Consider the following 13,222-nt stretch of genomic DNA (forward strand, 5'->3'; position numbering starts at 1 on the left):
TACCGCTCCGACCGATGGTCGGATCACCGCCTATCAGGTGCGCGTGGACCGGGACAATTCGACCATGACATGGTCAAACGTGAAGCGTCCTGTCGCCACGCCACCCATTGTCCGGCTCGCGACTGGCCGATTCCCACAAACGTGTGTTGCCTCCCCTGGTCATGTTGCGCGAGGCTCGATGCAAGCACCTTCGCACGTGCATCCAGCGAACGTCGTCAGGCGGAGTGGGCGAGCGAGGCTCCGGACCTCGCACAGCAATTCGGGGGAATTCCTTACATGATCGAGGTACGCAGTACCGACCTGCCGGTCTCTGATCGATTCGACTGGTGGTGCGCACTCACAGCTCAGGACCTGGTTCCCACCCGGCTCACAAGAGCCCGGAGCACCGACTTCCCAGCGTCGATGAGGCACATGCAGTTGGGGCAGATCCAGGTCTCGGCGCTGGAGTTCCCGGCTCTGCGGTCGGAACGCACCCAGCGCCTCATCCGGCGAAGCGACCCGGAACTGTGGATGCTGGCCTTCGTGACCGGCGGAGGAATGGCCCTGGAGCAGGGGCACAACGGAACGTCACTCCGCCCCGGCGACCTCGTGCTGTACGACACCTCACGTCCGTTCGATGCCTTCTCCGGCGTGCCCGACGACCCGTCGTGCGCGGTTCTGCTGCATCTGCCCCGGCACGCGGTGCCGATCCGAGAGCAGCGGCTGCGGGAACTCACCGCGCGGCAGATGCCGTCGGACAGCGGCCCCGCGGCTTTGCTGACAGGATTCCTGCGAGGGCTGGTGGATCAGGCGGCAGCCCTCACGGAAGCTCACCGCGCACGCTTGGCTCCGGCCGTCGTGGACCTCGCCACCGCTTTCCTGGCGGATGTGGCCGGGGTCCAGAAGGAAGTGCCCGTCGAGACGCGGCAGGCCGTCCTCGTACGGGCGGTGAAGAAGTTCATCGTCCGCAACCTTGCGGATACGAGGCTGACACCTCCCGCGATAGCCGCGGCTCACCACATGTCGATACGCCAACTTCACCTGCTGTTCCAGAATTACGAGGAGACCACCGTCGGCGCCTGCATCCGGGAGGAGCGGCTGCGGCGCTGCCGTGCCGACCTGGCGGACCCACGTTTCGCGGAGCGGAGCATCCAGCAGATCGGGGCCCAGTGGGGCTTTCACGACGCGGCCGTCTTCAATCGTGCGTTCAAGAAGCGCTACGGGATCAGTCCGGGGGCATATCGAAACGGTCTCTCCACCAGCGGACAGGACGATCCGCGATGAAGGCGACGACAGCGTGTCCCGCCCGGCTGTGATGACACTGCGCAACCGCGACCTGCCAGCCGCCGGTCGCTTCGACTGGTTCTGTGAGCTCGTGGCTCAGGACCTGGCGCCCCATACCATCGCCTCCAAGCACGCACACGACTTCAAGGCCACCCTGCTGTCAGCGAACCCGGGCCAGATCCGGGTTTCGGCCATCGACTTCCCCACGCTGGGTTCAGCGCGTACGCAGCGCCTGATCCGGCGCTCGGATGAGCGTCGCCGCCCTCAGCGCCGCGACGGCGTCGTTCCTCAACCACGCCTGGCGCCGTTTCCTGACCGTCGTCGACCACGCCCCAGCGCTGCTGGAGCGGTGCCGCCCGGCGAGCAGCCCGTGGCCAGACGACGCCGCGGCCCTCTCCCGTCTGGCCGACGCCGTGATCGACGCCGAGGGTCTGGTCGACGAGATCGTCCACGGCGGCTTCGTGGCGGAGCAGGAGCGCCGAGCACGCGCGTGGCCGGCCATCGAGACCTTGCTCAGCCGGTCCGCTGCTGTCGGGGCCCATCGGCCGTCGGAGTACGCCGGTCAGGCGACTCGGACATATCCGCCAGGCCTCCCCACCGTGCCGGTGAGGCGATCCGGCCGCATCCGCCCTGCCGCCTGGTCCGTGTCCATCCGTCACGCGACCGAGGACCTGAGCCGTGCCCCGAGGGACCGTGAGATCCCGCGCGCCGCGACCTGCACCAACGGGGCGAGGGCGTGCGGGTTCACGGTGTCGGCGTGGGCGACGACCGAGACGGCCGCGACGACGGTGTGGTCCGGACCATACACGGGGGCGGCGACCGACACGGCGTCCATCGTCACCTGCCGGTCGCTGACGGCGACCCCGGTGCGGCGCACTTCGGCGAGGGCGCGGCGGACCTCGTCCGGGGTGCACAGGGTCTTCTCCGTGTGCCGGACGAGCGGCCGGGAGAGCACCTGTTCCTGGACCTCCCGGGGTGCGTGAGCGAGGAGGACGAGGCCGACGCCGGTGGGCGCGAGGTCGAAGCGCCCGCCAACGCGGGTCAGGACTCGGACCGCGTCACGGCCGGCGAGGCGCTCCACGTAGACGACGGACAGCTCCTCGCGGACGGCGAGCTGCACGTTCTCGCGGGTGATGTGCCCGAGGTCGGAGAGGTAGGGCAGGGCGGCCTCGCGCAGGCCGAGGCCGCGCGGAGCGAGGGAGGCGATCTCCCACAGCCGCAGCCCTATGCGGTAGCCGCCGTCCGGCTCGCGTTCGAGCGCGCCCCAGCCGGCCAGTTCCTTCACCAGCCGGTGGGTGGTGGTGAGGGGCAGGCCGGTGTGGCGGGAGATCTCGGCAAGCCGCAGGACGGACCGGTCCGGAGTGAAGGCTTCCAGCACCTGCAGAGCCCTGGCCGTCACCGAACAGTTCTCGGTCGGGGCTCGGCGCTGCATGCGGACCTCCTTGTCCGGGTGCTCGCCGCTCCACAGCGGGCTCGGGCACGTCACCGAGAAGCTAGGCAAATCGCTGACGGCCGTCAATGCTCTGGCAAGTATTCGAAACGACGGGATACTGGTCGAATGGCGAGCGGTCCGGCATGAACGGAATGCCCCTGCGGCCACGAGCGTGGCGGTCCCCGGAGGCACGGGCGGGCGTCTCGGGCCCTCGCAAGCAGGCTCCCGCCCTTCTCTCGGCCTCCTCAGATGTCGGGTGGGGAGCGGCTGCCCGTCACCGGAGTGTCCGGGCTACGTCGGCGGTGGGGCGCCACGCAAAACCTTCTGTGCGGGCCGTCCTGACAGCACGCCCCGGCCGTCGCACCGGACCGTCACGCGATCGTCGAAGATCCCGGACGAGTCCCGTACGACACCGAGCGTCAAAGATCCAGGACGAGTCTCGGGCACGCCGCCCGGGAGACGCAGATCATCATCGTGTCGTGCGCCTCCTGTTCGGCGGGGGTGAGGAGGGAGTCGCGGTGGTCGACCGTGCCCTCCAGCACGGCCGTCTCGCAGGTGCCGCACGTGCCCTCCTGGCAGGAGAAGAGAACCTGCACACCGGCCTCCTCGACCGCCTGCAGCACGGACTTGTCCGGCGGGACGGTCACCGTGATGCCGGTCTGCGCCAGCTCGACCTCGAACGCCCCGTCCCGTACGGGCGCCTGAAGCTCCTTCGGCGCGAACCGCTCGACGTGGAGGGTGCCGGGCGGCCAGTCGGCGCACCGCTCCTCGACGGCCTTGAGGAGTGGTTCCGGGCCGCAACAGTAGACGAGTGTGCCGGGCCGCGGCGTCCCCAGGAGCGCGTCGAGATCGAGGAGCCCGTACGCGTCCTCGGGTCGGACCCGCACTCGCTCCCCGTACCGGGTGACGAGTGCGCCGCGGAAGGCCATCGACGAAAGTGTTCGCCCTCCGTACGCCAACTCCCATGCGGATCCATGACGTTCCGCCTGCTCCAGCATCGGGATGATGGGGGTGATGCCGATGCCGCCGGCGATGAAGAGGTACCGCTCGGCGCGCTCCAGGGGGAAGTGGTTGCGCGGGCCGCGCACCCGGACCGGGTTCCCCTCGGCCAACTTGTCGTGCACCTGGAGGGATCCGCCGCGCCCGTCGTCCTCCCGCAGGACGGCGACGCGCCATACGTGGGTGTCGTCCGGCGAGGAGCACAGCGAGTACTGCCGTACGAGATCCGGGGCGAGCACCAGGTCGATGTGCGCGCCGGGCGTCCAGGCGGGCAACGGGGCGTGGTCGGCCCGGTGCAGGTCGAGGGAGACCACACCGTCGGCCTCGTCGGTGCGGCGGGCCACGACGAGGTCGAGTTCGGCCTCGGGTGTGGTGGTGCTTGTGGTCATCAGAGGTCCTTGAGTACGCGAGTACGCGGGTCAGGCGCCGACGAGTCGGTGGGGGCGGGGCGCGGGGCGGGGGCGGTCCCCGGGCCCGGGTGCCCGTCGGGATGGGCGAGCAACCACTCCCACAGCTCCACCGGGTCCTCGGACTCCCGGGGCTCGCCGCACCAGCACCAGCCGCGCAGCCGGTCCGTGCCGGGGACCCACACGATCCGGTAGACCGTGTCTCCCTCGAGCATCGTCGTGGGCTGCGGGCTCATCGGACGGCCGCGGTGGGTGTGGTCGTGGCGGCCTCGACGAGCCGCTGGAGGATGCGGCGGGCGGCCAGGCCACCGGTGTCGATGTTGATGCTGAGCTCCTGCGTCCCGGCCGGCTCGGAGGCGATGACCTGCTCCAGCCTGTTGAGTGCGACGACGTCTTGGAGGACGACGGTGCGGTTGTTCTCCCGCAGGAAGTCGGAGACCTCCTGGTCGTCCAAGGCGAAGTCGCGGGCCACGGCCCAGAAGTCGTGAGTGCTGGTCTCCGTCTCGGGAGTGATGGCGTAGACGACCTCGACGTGGAAGGCGTCCGGGTCGCCGCCGTCCGCGTCCGGGCCGGGTGCGCCGACCGGGGCGATGCGCGAGTGCAGGAGGTACAGGCAGGGGGCGTGGTACTCGATGTCCTGCCAGCGCGTGATGCGGCCGGTGATGCCGGTGGACTTGGCGTAGAACGGCGGGCAGGCCGCGTCGTCCATGTGCCGGCTGACGTGTACGACGCCCGCCTTGTCGTCGACCTCCGTGGTGATGGGGGTCTCGGCGACCTCGGGGGTGCCGATGTAGCCGCCGTGGAGGTACGTCTCGTGGGACAGGTCGAGCAGGTTGTCGACGAGGAGGCCGTAGCGAGCCGCCAGCGGCTCCATGCCACAGACGGTGGTGTAGGCGGGCGAGTCCAGCCAGGGGGCGCGGGGGATCAGGGCCTCGTCGGCCTTGTCCTTGTCGCCGATCCACACCCACACGAAGGAGTCCCGTTCCTTGACGGGGTAGGAGGTGAGCCGGGCGGTGCGCGGCACGCGCTTCTGACCGGGCACGCTCACGCACACACCGTCGGCGCCGTAGGTGAAGCCGTGGTAGCCGCAGACAACCGTGTCGCCGTCCAGTCGGCTCGGCTTCTCGGAGAGCGGGAACCGGCGGTGGACGCACCGGTCTGCCATGGCGGTGGCCTCCCCCGCCTCGGTGCGCCAGAAAAGGATCGACTCGCCGCAGATGGTGCGGGTGAACAGTTCCCGCCCGATCTCGCTGCCGTAGGCGGCCACGTACCACTGGTTGCGCGCGTATGACGTCATCGTCATCTCCCTTGCGTCGGGCGGACCCGCCGCATCGACGGATCGGGGACTGCGGAGTGGGTTTTGGGAGTGAGGGTGGGGGTTCGCGGGTTTCGGTTGCCGGTTGCCCCGAGGGGGCGGGGTGGAGGGTCGGCGGTTTCCAGAGTGCTGCGGACACGGGCCCGTGAACAGGGCGCCTTCCGTTGAACGGAAGGCCGAGGCAGGGGCCGTTCAACGGGGCGGGCGGCGCATGCCGCCACCTTCGACGGTGAGGATGTGTCCGGAGATCCAGCGCGCCTTGTCGCCGGCCGGGAACAGGCCGCGTACGCAGGGTCTCAGGGCGTCCCCTCCGTGCCGAGGACGATGGCGCGGCGGCGGCCTCGCGGGCCTCCGCTGGGATGTTACGGGCCGCCATCGATGGCCATATCGCCCCGATCTGTACGCAGTTGACGCGGATGCCGCGCGGTCCCAGTGTGCTCGCCGTGCCCTTGGTGAGGTGATCGAGGCCGGCCTTGGCCACGCTGTAGACCACGCCGGGATCAGGCCTCCGGGCACCCACGGAAGAGATGGTGACGATCGCGGAACCCTCCCCCATCCTCGGCTCCGCGTGCCGGGTCATCAGCCAGGCGCTCTTGAGGTTGACGTCCATGAGGCGGTCCCAGTCGTCCGTGCCGACCTCGAAGAGGCCGGAGCGTTCGCCGGAGGCCACGTTGTTGACCAGGAGACGTCCAGGCGTCCGCCGAAGCGCCGCGCGCATACGGTGACGGCGCGCCGGCAGTCCTCGTCACGGGTGGCTTCGGCGTCGACGCGGAAGGCCTCGCCGCCGTCCTTCACGATCGCGTCCACGGTGCGGTTGGCGGCTTCCGCGTCGCGGTCCAGGACGGCGACGGCAGCTCCGTGCCGGACGAGGGCCCGGGCGATGGCGTGGCCGACGCCGCCCTCGGGTCCGGTGAGTCCGGCTCCGGCGCGGCCGCGCAGTCACTGGCCGTCGGCGACGGGGTCTGCGGCGGCGATCGGGTCGTCCGGGGCGTCGAAGTCTGCGGTCACCTGGAGGTCTCCGCATGCATGTCGGCCCGGCCGAGGACGTCGTTCGAGTCGAGGACGTCGTCCGGAGCGAGGGCGTCGTTCGGTCCGATCGGGTCGCTCGGGCCGAGGCTGTCGTTGGGATACGTCACGTCGATCGACCGCCGCGGACGGGGCTGCCAGACCGGACACCGCCAGGCGGATCATCGCCCCAGCCGGCAGGCCCGTGCCGCAACGGGCCCGGGTGCGGGTACGTCGAGGCGGGGGCCGGCCAAGGCGCCGGCCGACATCCGTCACGCTCGCAGCGGCACCGTCTCCAGCACCTCCTCCGCCAGCGCCCGGGACGCCGCGTCGACGCGGGCGTTGGCGCGGCGGAAGACGTCCTCCGCCGCGGCGGCGGGCCAGTCTGCCGGGAGGTGCTGGATCGGGAGGTGCGGGTCGGCGCGGACGATCTGGAGCCACTCCGTCAGCAGACGGAGTTTGACGGCGAGTTCGTCGACGTCCGAGGCATCGCGGCCGTCCGCGAACGCGAACCAGCGGTCGAGGAAGGCGGTGTAGCCGGCGGACGGGGTCGCGAGGTCCCAGGTCTCGTGCACCATGCGGGAGATGTCGGTGGCGGGGTCCGCGGTGGAGCGGAACACCCTGATGTGGGGGCCGAGTTCGGTGTCCTCTGTGATCGCGGTGACGTCCGCCTGGCCCGGTGCGATCCACAGGCCGCCGATGAGCGGGCCGAAGCCCGCCCAGGTCAGCTGGGAGCGCAGGTCGTGGCGCTGCCGCTGGCTGGCCTCGGGCAGGGAGAAGGCGAGCAGCGTCCACGTCCCGTCCCAGTCGTCGTTGACGGCGCCCTGCTTCCAGATACGGTGCTCGCCGTCGCGGAGGATTGCCGCCGCCCGGTCGGTGAGGCCGAAGTACATGCGGCGGCCCTCGCGGCGGCGCTGCAGCAGGCCGCGGCCCACCATGCGGGTCAGGGTGGAACGGGTGGCGTGCTCGCCCACGCCAGTGCGGCCGAAGACCTCGATGATGCTGCCGGAGTAGACGCAGACGTCGCTGCCCAGCACGAAGTTGCCGAGGAACGTGAGCATGAGGGACTGGGGGCGCAGGGTCACCTCGGAGCCCGGACCCGTCCGGAGTTCGCCCCCCGTGGCCTCGTACACCGCGCCCTCGCCCCGCGCGGCGTCTCCGCCCGCCGCACCGCTTCTGCCGCCTGCCATGTCGCCCTCCCGCCTCACGCCACCGCCGTACACCCAATGTTACGCACTCTATTGACCGCTGCAAGGAGAATGCCTAGCGTTGCGCGCAGATCGAACGAGCGGACGGGACGGGGCACACCCCGTGGGGCGATGCCCCCCGCCGCTTCCTCTGCGCTCCCTCATCTCTCCGCCCTCAAGGAGATTCACCCATGGACCTTTCCGGCAAGGTTGCCGTCGTCACCGGCAGCGGGCGCGGCCTCGGCCTCGCCTACGCCCGCGCCCTCGCCGCCGCAGGCGCCTCGGTCCTCGTCAACGACGTGGATGCCGAGGCGGCCGAGGCGGCCGCCAAGCAGATCGCCGAGGACGGAGGGCGTGCGGTCGCCGAGGTCGTCGCCGTCGGCACCAGCGAGGCCGCCGACGCCCTGGTGAACCGGGCCGTGGCCGAGTTCGGGCGGCTCGACGTCATGGTCACCAACGCGGGCGTGCTGCGCGACCGCGTGCTGTGGAAGATGTCCGACGACGACTTCGACACCGTCCAGCGGGTGCACCTGCGCGGCACCTTCACCTGCGCCCGCGCCGCCGCGATCCGGATGCGCGAGCAGGGCGAGGGCGGCCGCATCATCGTCGCCGGCTCCCCCGCCGGACAGCGCGGCAACTTCGGCCAGACCAACTACGCCGCCGCCAAGGCGGGCATCGCCGCGATGGTCCGCACCTGGGCCATGGAGTTGGCGAAGGCCGGCATCACCGCCAACGCCGTCGTCCCCAACGCGGCCACCGAGATGACGAAGACCATGCCGCTGTTCGCCCCCTACATCGAGGCGTACGAGAACGACGGCACGCCCTTCCCCGACTCCCTGCGCAAGGGCATCGCCTTCGGTACCGCCGAGGACTGCGCGGGCCTGGTCGTCTTCCTCGCCTCCGACGCGGCGAAGGACGTCACCGGCCAGTGCGTCGGCATCGGCGGAGACAAGCTGTCGCTGTGGTCGCACCCCCAGGAGGTCTCGGCCGCGTACACCGACGGCGGCTGGTCGGCGGACGCGATCGCCGCTGCCTGGCCGACCTCGGTGGGCCAGCGCCCGGAGACGTACGGCATCCCCGCCCCGCAGCTGTAAGGAGACGACCGCCAGATGGCCGGCATCGACATCGACGCGATCACCGCAATCGACGTGCACACCCACGCCGAGGTCTCCTCACGCGGACGGGGCTCACTCTCCTCCGAGCTGGAGGAGGCGTCCAGCAAGTACTTCAAGGTGGAGGACGGCCACCGCAAGCCGACGCTCCCCGAGATCGCCGCGTACTACCGCGAGCGGAAGATGGCGTGCGTCGTCTTCACCGTCGACGCGGAGGCCGCGACCGGCGTCCCGGCCGTCCCCAACGAGGAGATCGCCGAGGCCGCCGCCGAGAACCCGGACGTCATCATCCCGTTCGCCTCGATCGACCCCGCCAAGGGAAGGGCGGGAGCCCGTGAAGTCGTCCGCCTGGTACGGGACTTCGGGATACGCGGCTTCAAGTTCCACCCGAGTGTCCAGGCGTTCTACCCCAACGACCGGTCCGCGTACGTCCTGTACGAGGCGATCGAGGAGGCCGGTGCCGTCGCCGTCTTCCACACCGGCCAGACCGGCATCGGCGCGGGCGCACCGGGCGGCGGCGGCATCCGCCTGAAGTACTCCAACCCGCTGTACATCGACGACGTGGCCGCCGACTTCCCCGGCATGCCGATCATCATGGCCCACCCGTCCTTCCCCTGGCAGGACGAGGCGCTGTCGGTGGCCACGCACAAGCCGCAGGTCTACATCGACCTGTCGGGCTGGTCGCCGAAGTACTTCCCGCCGCAGCTCGTCCAGTACGCCAACAGCCTGCTCAAGGACAAGGTGCTGTTCGGGACCGACTACCCGCTCCTCACCCCGGACCGCTGGCTGAAGGACTTCGCCGCGCTGCCGATCAAGGACGAGGTCAGGCCGAAGATCCTCAAGGAGAACGCGGCCCGGCTGTTCGGCTTCATCAAGGACTGATCCGACGCACGAAGGACGGATCCACTTCACCGAGGACTGATCCGAACCGCCTACGACCGGCCCGCCTCACCAAGGACCCGTCCGCGCCCGTTCTCGCAGCACCCAGGGACGCAAAGGAGCTCCCTCATGCGCAACCACGGCATCGGCTCCTGGACCGCACGACGCGCCCGCAAGACCCCCCACCGCCTCGCCGTCGTCCACCAGGGGTCCCGGTACACCTACGCCCAGCTGCACGATCGCACCACACGCCTCGCCCACCGCCTCCGCTCCCTCGGTGTCCGCCGCGGCGACCGCGTCGCCTTCCTCGGCCCGAACCACCCCGCGTTCCTGGAGACCCTGTTCGCGGCGGGCCGGCTGGGCGCCGTCTTCGTCCCGCTCAACATCCGCCTCGCCGAAGCCGAGTTGAGGCACTGCCTCACCGACTCGGGTACGTCCGTGCTCGTCCACTCCCCGTCGTTCGGTGCGTTCGCGGCCGCCTCCGGAGTCGGCCGGCTCGTCGCCGTCGACGACACATACGACAAGGCGCTGGCACAGGCCCCGAACTCCCCTGTCGACGAGAGCGTCGCCCTCGACGACCTCATGATGATCATGTACACCTCGGGGACCACGGGCCGCGCGAAGGGCGCCGTGCTCAGCCACGCCAACCTCACCTGGAACAGCATCAACACACTCGTCGATGCCGACTTCGCCTCCGACGAGGTGACCCTGCTGTCCGCACCCATGTTCCACACGGCGGCCCTCAACATGACGTGCCTGCCGACGTTCCTCAAGGGCGGCACGCTGATCCTCGAGGAGTCGTTCTCGCCCTCGCGCACCCTCGACCTGGTCGAGGAGCACGGCGTGACGGTGATGTTCGGCGTGCCGACCATGTTCCAGCAGATCGCCGCGGAGGAGCGGTTCGCCGAGGCCGACCTGTCGTCCGTACGGACGATGATGTGCGGCGGTGCACCGGTCCCGAGGGCGCTGATCCGTACGTACGAACAGCGCGGCCTGCGCTTCCTCCAGGGCTACGGCATGACCGAGGCCTCCCCCGGCGTGTGCCTGCTGGACGCGGAGAACGCCCTGGCCAAGGCAGGCAGTGCGGGCGTGCCGCACTTCTTCAACGACGTGCGGATCGCCGATCCCGCCGGGCATGACGCCGAACGCGGCGAGCGCGGCGAACTGCTCGTCGAGGGCCCCACCATCATGTCCGGCTACTGGGGCCTGCCGGACGCGACCGCGGCCGCCTTCACGGACGGCTGGTTCCGTACGGGCGATGTGGCCATCGCGGACGAGGACGGATACGTCACCATCGTCGACCGCGTCAAGGACATGATCATCTCGGGTGGGGAGAACATCTACCCGGCCGAGGTGGAGAAGGCCCTGTACGAACACCCGGCCGTCGCGGACTGCGCCGTGATCGGCATACCCGACGAGAAGTGGGGCGAGGTGGGTCGCGCGGTCGTCGTCCTCGCGCCGGACGCGGAGGCCGGCGTCGAAGAGATCCTGGCCTTCCTCGACGGCCGCCTCGCCCGCTACAAGATCCCCAAGTCCGTCGTCCTCGCCGACGCACTGCCCCGCAGCGGCGCCGGCAAGCTGCTCAAGCCCCGCATCCGGGAAACCTACGGAACCACCGACTCTTCTGGAGCCCCCGCATGACCGCCCTTCGTACCGTCACCGGCCTCGACGAGATCAAGGCCCTCGCCGGCGCCGACCTCGGCCGCACCGACTGGATGGAGATCACCCAGGAGCGGGTGAACACCTTCGCCGACGCCACCGGCGACCACCAGTGGATCCACGTCGATCCCGAGCGCGCGGCGGCCGGCCCCTTCGGCGCCCCGATCGCCCACGGCTACCTCACCCTCTCCCTCGTCATCCCCCTCTTCAACGACCTGCTCGCCATCGAGGGCGTCTCAATGAGCATCAACTACGGCCTGGACAAGGTCCGTTTCCCCAGCCCGGTGAAGGCCGGAGCGAAGATCCGCCTGCGCGGCGCCGTGGACTCCGTGGAGGAGGTCAAGGGCAACGGCGTCGAGATGCGCCTGACCTTCACGATCGAGGTGGAGGGCTCGGAGAAGCCGGCGTGCGTGGCGTCGGCGCTCTACCGGCACTACGCCTGAGCACGGTCGTCAACGCTTCCCCTTCCAGGACTTGTCGACGCCCTGGACGTTCCCCCGGTCACCGCAGCCGGTCTCGACGCCTTCTACATCCTGGGGACCGACGACACCTCACTGGCCCGCTCCGGAACCGAGTTCGCCGCCTGCCTCGGCACCGAGCCGCGCATGGCGCCCGGCGGACACATGGCTCTCTTCAATCGTCCCGAGGACATCGCGGCCGCTCTGCGCGAACTGCTCTGAGCAGTCTCGGTAATCGGCCCGGAGATCGCTGTCACACCCCGATGCGTACGCTCCCAGCAGGGCTGCGTGGAGTGACGACCGCGGGACTGCTCGGAGATGTCCATTGTCCGGAACTCGTATCTCAGACCAGAGGACTCTGTTATGGCTCCACCTCATGCCCACCCGCTCACCAGGCTCGGTGCTGACCTTCCAGGCAGACGACGAGACGCTCGCCCGGGAAGTGCGCGCTCTTGTCGATCCGACCGCCACGCTGCGTCTCAACGAGAAGGAGTCTGACGTGGCGGGTTATCTCCGGCACGTGTCGGAGCTGCGTTCCGCTATGGACGAGGGGACGATCACTGTGCTCGACGAGGTCGGCGACGGGGCGCCGGGCACCGTGGCGGCACGGGTCACGGTGCGGATGGCCATGAAGGACGGATCCAATCCTGAGACGCCTGGTCAGCCGTGCCGTCCTCACCGGGCCGCGAGCTTCGGCAGAACCGGTGGGCGGGGCTGCGGGGCGGTCGTGCCCCGACGGCTCGTCACACGTGCTGTTCAGCCCACCTCGACCGGATCGTCATCCGGCGTGAGCAGCCGACCGATCTCGACCATCTTCGTGATCCGGTCATCGTCGCCGAGCCGACCGATGAGATGCGATTCGCCCTGCACGACGGGAATCACCCGAACGTGCCCAGTATGAGGACGGATCTCCGCCTTGCGGTGCACCGCGCTGGACGCCGCTCGGTGATCCACCAGGGATTACGGGACAGCTCATGCGGACGCCGATGCATTTGCCCCATAGCCATCGCCTCGGGCGAGGGACGTCGCACGCCTTGTCCGCGTGGGATTCGTGCAGCGGAAATGGGGCAACGTCGGCTTCGGTTACTGAGTTTGAACTGGAGATCGCGAGGCCGCTGATCCCGCCGTCGAAGGTGCGGCCACAGGGCGGCAGAACGCAGGACGAACCTGATGAGACACTGTTCGCAGCCATCGTCTACGTGCTGGTCAGCGGCTGGCGCCTGGCGCCAACTACCGCCCTGCTTCGGGGTATCGAAGTCGACCGCCCACCGTCGGTTCCTGATCTGGTCGAGAGCCGGTGTCTGAGGGCGGCTGCACGAAGCCGTGCTGCACCGGCTCGGAGATGCCAGCCTCATCGACGCCACCCGCGTCGTCGTGGACACCGCCCACTTACACCGTGTCCTACATGGTGTAAGAGGACCCGCTCAGCTTCCGTACTTTGCGACGGGCGCGAGGTTCTTCGAACGTTCCGGACGCCTCAACGATGACCCGAACGATGGAGGAAAA

General features: G+C 69.8%; 13 protein-coding genes and 2 pseudogenes. 6 read left to right on the forward strand and 9 right to left on the reverse strand.

The window, feature by feature from the left end; translation table 11 throughout:
* The first annotated feature begins 276 nt into the window (after positions 1-276).
* On the forward strand, positions 277-1,263 hold the full coding sequence (locus tag ACSP97_RS05225; protein WP_355154973.1) for a helix-turn-helix domain-containing protein: 987 nt from the start codon (positions 277-279) through the stop codon (positions 1,261-1,263).
* A 655-nt stretch (positions 1,264-1,918) separates the two neighbouring features.
* On the opposite strand, the gene ACSP97_RS05230 is transcribed toward ACSP97_RS05225, so the two are convergent.
* The 8 genes and pseudogenes from ACSP97_RS05230 to ACSP97_RS05265 all read right to left on the reverse strand — a co-directional run bounded on the left by ACSP97_RS05230 (position 1,919) and on the right by ACSP97_RS05265 (position 7,482).
* Positions 1,919-2,695: an IclR family transcriptional regulator gene (locus ACSP97_RS05230; RefSeq protein ID WP_074995881.1), complete on the reverse strand. Its 777-nt coding sequence runs from the start codon at positions 2,693-2,695 to the stop codon at positions 1,919-1,921.
* 419 nt (positions 2,696-3,114) lie between these two features.
* Positions 3,115-4,083: a PDR/VanB family oxidoreductase gene (locus ACSP97_RS05235; RefSeq protein ID WP_358276348.1), complete on the reverse strand. Its 969-nt coding sequence runs from the start codon at positions 4,081-4,083 to the stop codon at positions 3,115-3,117.
* A complete protein-coding gene (locus ACSP97_RS05240) occupies positions 4,083-4,316 on the reverse strand; it encodes a hypothetical protein (protein ID WP_440558554.1) in 234 nt (77 codons plus the stop codon). The genes ACSP97_RS05235 and ACSP97_RS05240 overlap by 1 nt, the downstream gene beginning before the upstream one ends.
* Positions 4,317-4,333: 17 nt before the next feature.
* On the reverse strand, positions 4,334-5,398 hold the full coding sequence (locus tag ACSP97_RS05245; protein ID WP_440556495.1) for a Rieske 2Fe-2S domain-containing protein: 1,065 nt from the start codon (positions 5,396-5,398) through the stop codon (positions 4,334-4,336).
* 373 nt (positions 5,399-5,771) lie between these two features.
* A pseudogene (locus ACSP97_RS05250) lies at positions 5,772-6,086 on the reverse strand (SDR family oxidoreductase); the annotation flags it as partial.
* Positions 5,996-6,355, reverse strand: a complete 360-nt coding sequence (locus ACSP97_RS05255; protein WP_355330052.1) for an SDR family NAD(P)-dependent oxidoreductase — start codon at positions 6,353-6,355, stop codon at positions 5,996-5,998. The gene ACSP97_RS05255 and the pseudogene ACSP97_RS05250, both read right to left, overlap by 91 nt.
* Positions 6,356-6,420: 65 nt before the next feature.
* A complete protein-coding gene (locus tag ACSP97_RS05260; protein ID WP_355329975.1) occupies positions 6,421-6,552 on the reverse strand; it encodes a hypothetical protein in 132 nt (43 codons plus the stop codon).
* A gap of 141 nt (positions 6,553-6,693) precedes the next feature.
* Complete coding sequence (locus ACSP97_RS05265) at positions 6,694-7,482, reverse strand: PaaX family transcriptional regulator (RefSeq protein WP_440558555.1); 789 nt, start codon at positions 7,480-7,482, stop codon at positions 6,694-6,696.
* Positions 7,483-7,799: 317 nt separating this feature from the next.
* Between ACSP97_RS05265 and ACSP97_RS05270 the strand changes: the two genes are divergently transcribed.
* From ACSP97_RS05270 to ACSP97_RS05285, 4 genes are all read left to right on the forward strand, one after another.
* Positions 7,800-8,702 carry an SDR family oxidoreductase gene (locus tag ACSP97_RS05270; RefSeq protein WP_440556498.1) on the forward strand — a complete coding sequence of 301 codons (903 nt, stop codon included), beginning with the start codon at positions 7,800-7,802 and terminating at the stop codon, positions 8,700-8,702.
* 15 nt (positions 8,703-8,717) lie between these two features.
* Positions 8,718-9,602: an amidohydrolase family protein gene (locus ACSP97_RS05275; RefSeq protein ID WP_355154956.1), complete on the forward strand. Its 885-nt coding sequence runs from the start codon at positions 8,718-8,720 to the stop codon at positions 9,600-9,602.
* Positions 9,603-9,728: 126 nt separating this feature from the next.
* Entirely contained in the window at positions 9,729-11,240 is a 1,512-nt protein-coding gene (locus tag ACSP97_RS05280) for an acyl-CoA synthetase (RefSeq protein ID WP_440556501.1), read from the forward strand.
* Positions 11,237-11,701 carry a MaoC family dehydratase gene (locus tag ACSP97_RS05285; protein ID WP_355154952.1) on the forward strand — a complete coding sequence of 155 codons (465 nt, stop codon included), beginning with the start codon at positions 11,237-11,239 and terminating at the stop codon, positions 11,699-11,701. The genes ACSP97_RS05280 and ACSP97_RS05285 overlap by 4 nt, the downstream gene beginning before the upstream one ends.
* 771 nt (positions 11,702-12,472) lie before the next feature.
* Here ACSP97_RS05285 and ACSP97_RS05290 read toward each other — a convergent pair.
* Entirely contained in the window at positions 12,473-12,670 is a 198-nt protein-coding gene (locus tag ACSP97_RS05290; RefSeq protein WP_355154950.1) for a hypothetical protein, read from the reverse strand.
* Positions 12,671-12,813: 143 nt separating this feature from the next.
* Between ACSP97_RS05290 and ACSP97_RS05295 the strand changes: the two are divergent.
* A pseudogene (locus ACSP97_RS05295) lies at positions 12,814-13,108 on the forward strand (transposase); the annotation flags it as partial.
* Positions 13,109-13,222 lie beyond the last annotated feature (114 nt).

The sequence above is a fragment of the Streptomyces sp. SCPE 10 genome (assembly GCF_051980735.1).
Taxonomy (GTDB): Bacteria; Actinomycetota; Actinomycetes; order Streptomycetales; family Streptomycetaceae; genus Streptomyces; species Streptomyces misionensis.

Coding starts and splice junctions, on each gene's coding strand:
- ACSP97_RS05225 (WP_355154973.1), top strand. CDS start 277: ATGATCGAGGTACGCAGTACCGACCTGCCGGTCTCTGATCGATTCGAC.
- ACSP97_RS05230 (WP_074995881.1), bottom strand. CDS start 2,695: ATGCAGCGCCGAGCCCCGACCGAGAACTGTTCGGTGACGGCCAGGGCT.
- ACSP97_RS05235 (WP_358276348.1), bottom strand. CDS start 4,083: ATGACCACAAGCACCACCACACCCGAGGCCGAACTCGACCTCGTCGTG.
- ACSP97_RS05240 (WP_440558554.1), bottom strand. CDS start 4,316: ATGCTCGAGGGAGACACGGTCTACCGGATCGTGTGGGTCCCCGGCACG.
- ACSP97_RS05245 (WP_440556495.1), bottom strand. CDS start 5,398: ATGACGTCATACGCGCGCAACCAGTGGTACGTGGCCGCCTACGGCAGC.
- ACSP97_RS05265 (WP_440558555.1), bottom strand. CDS start 7,482: ATGCTCACGTTCCTCGGCAACTTCGTGCTGGGCAGCGACGTCTGCGTC.
- ACSP97_RS05270 (WP_440556498.1), top strand. CDS start 7,800: ATGGACCTTTCCGGCAAGGTTGCCGTCGTCACCGGCAGCGGGCGCGGC.
- ACSP97_RS05275 (WP_355154956.1), top strand. CDS start 8,718: ATGGCCGGCATCGACATCGACGCGATCACCGCAATCGACGTGCACACC.
- ACSP97_RS05280 (WP_440556501.1), top strand. CDS start 9,729: ATGCGCAACCACGGCATCGGCTCCTGGACCGCACGACGCGCCCGCAAG.
- ACSP97_RS05285 (WP_355154952.1), top strand. CDS start 11,237: ATGACCGCCCTTCGTACCGTCACCGGCCTCGACGAGATCAAGGCCCTC.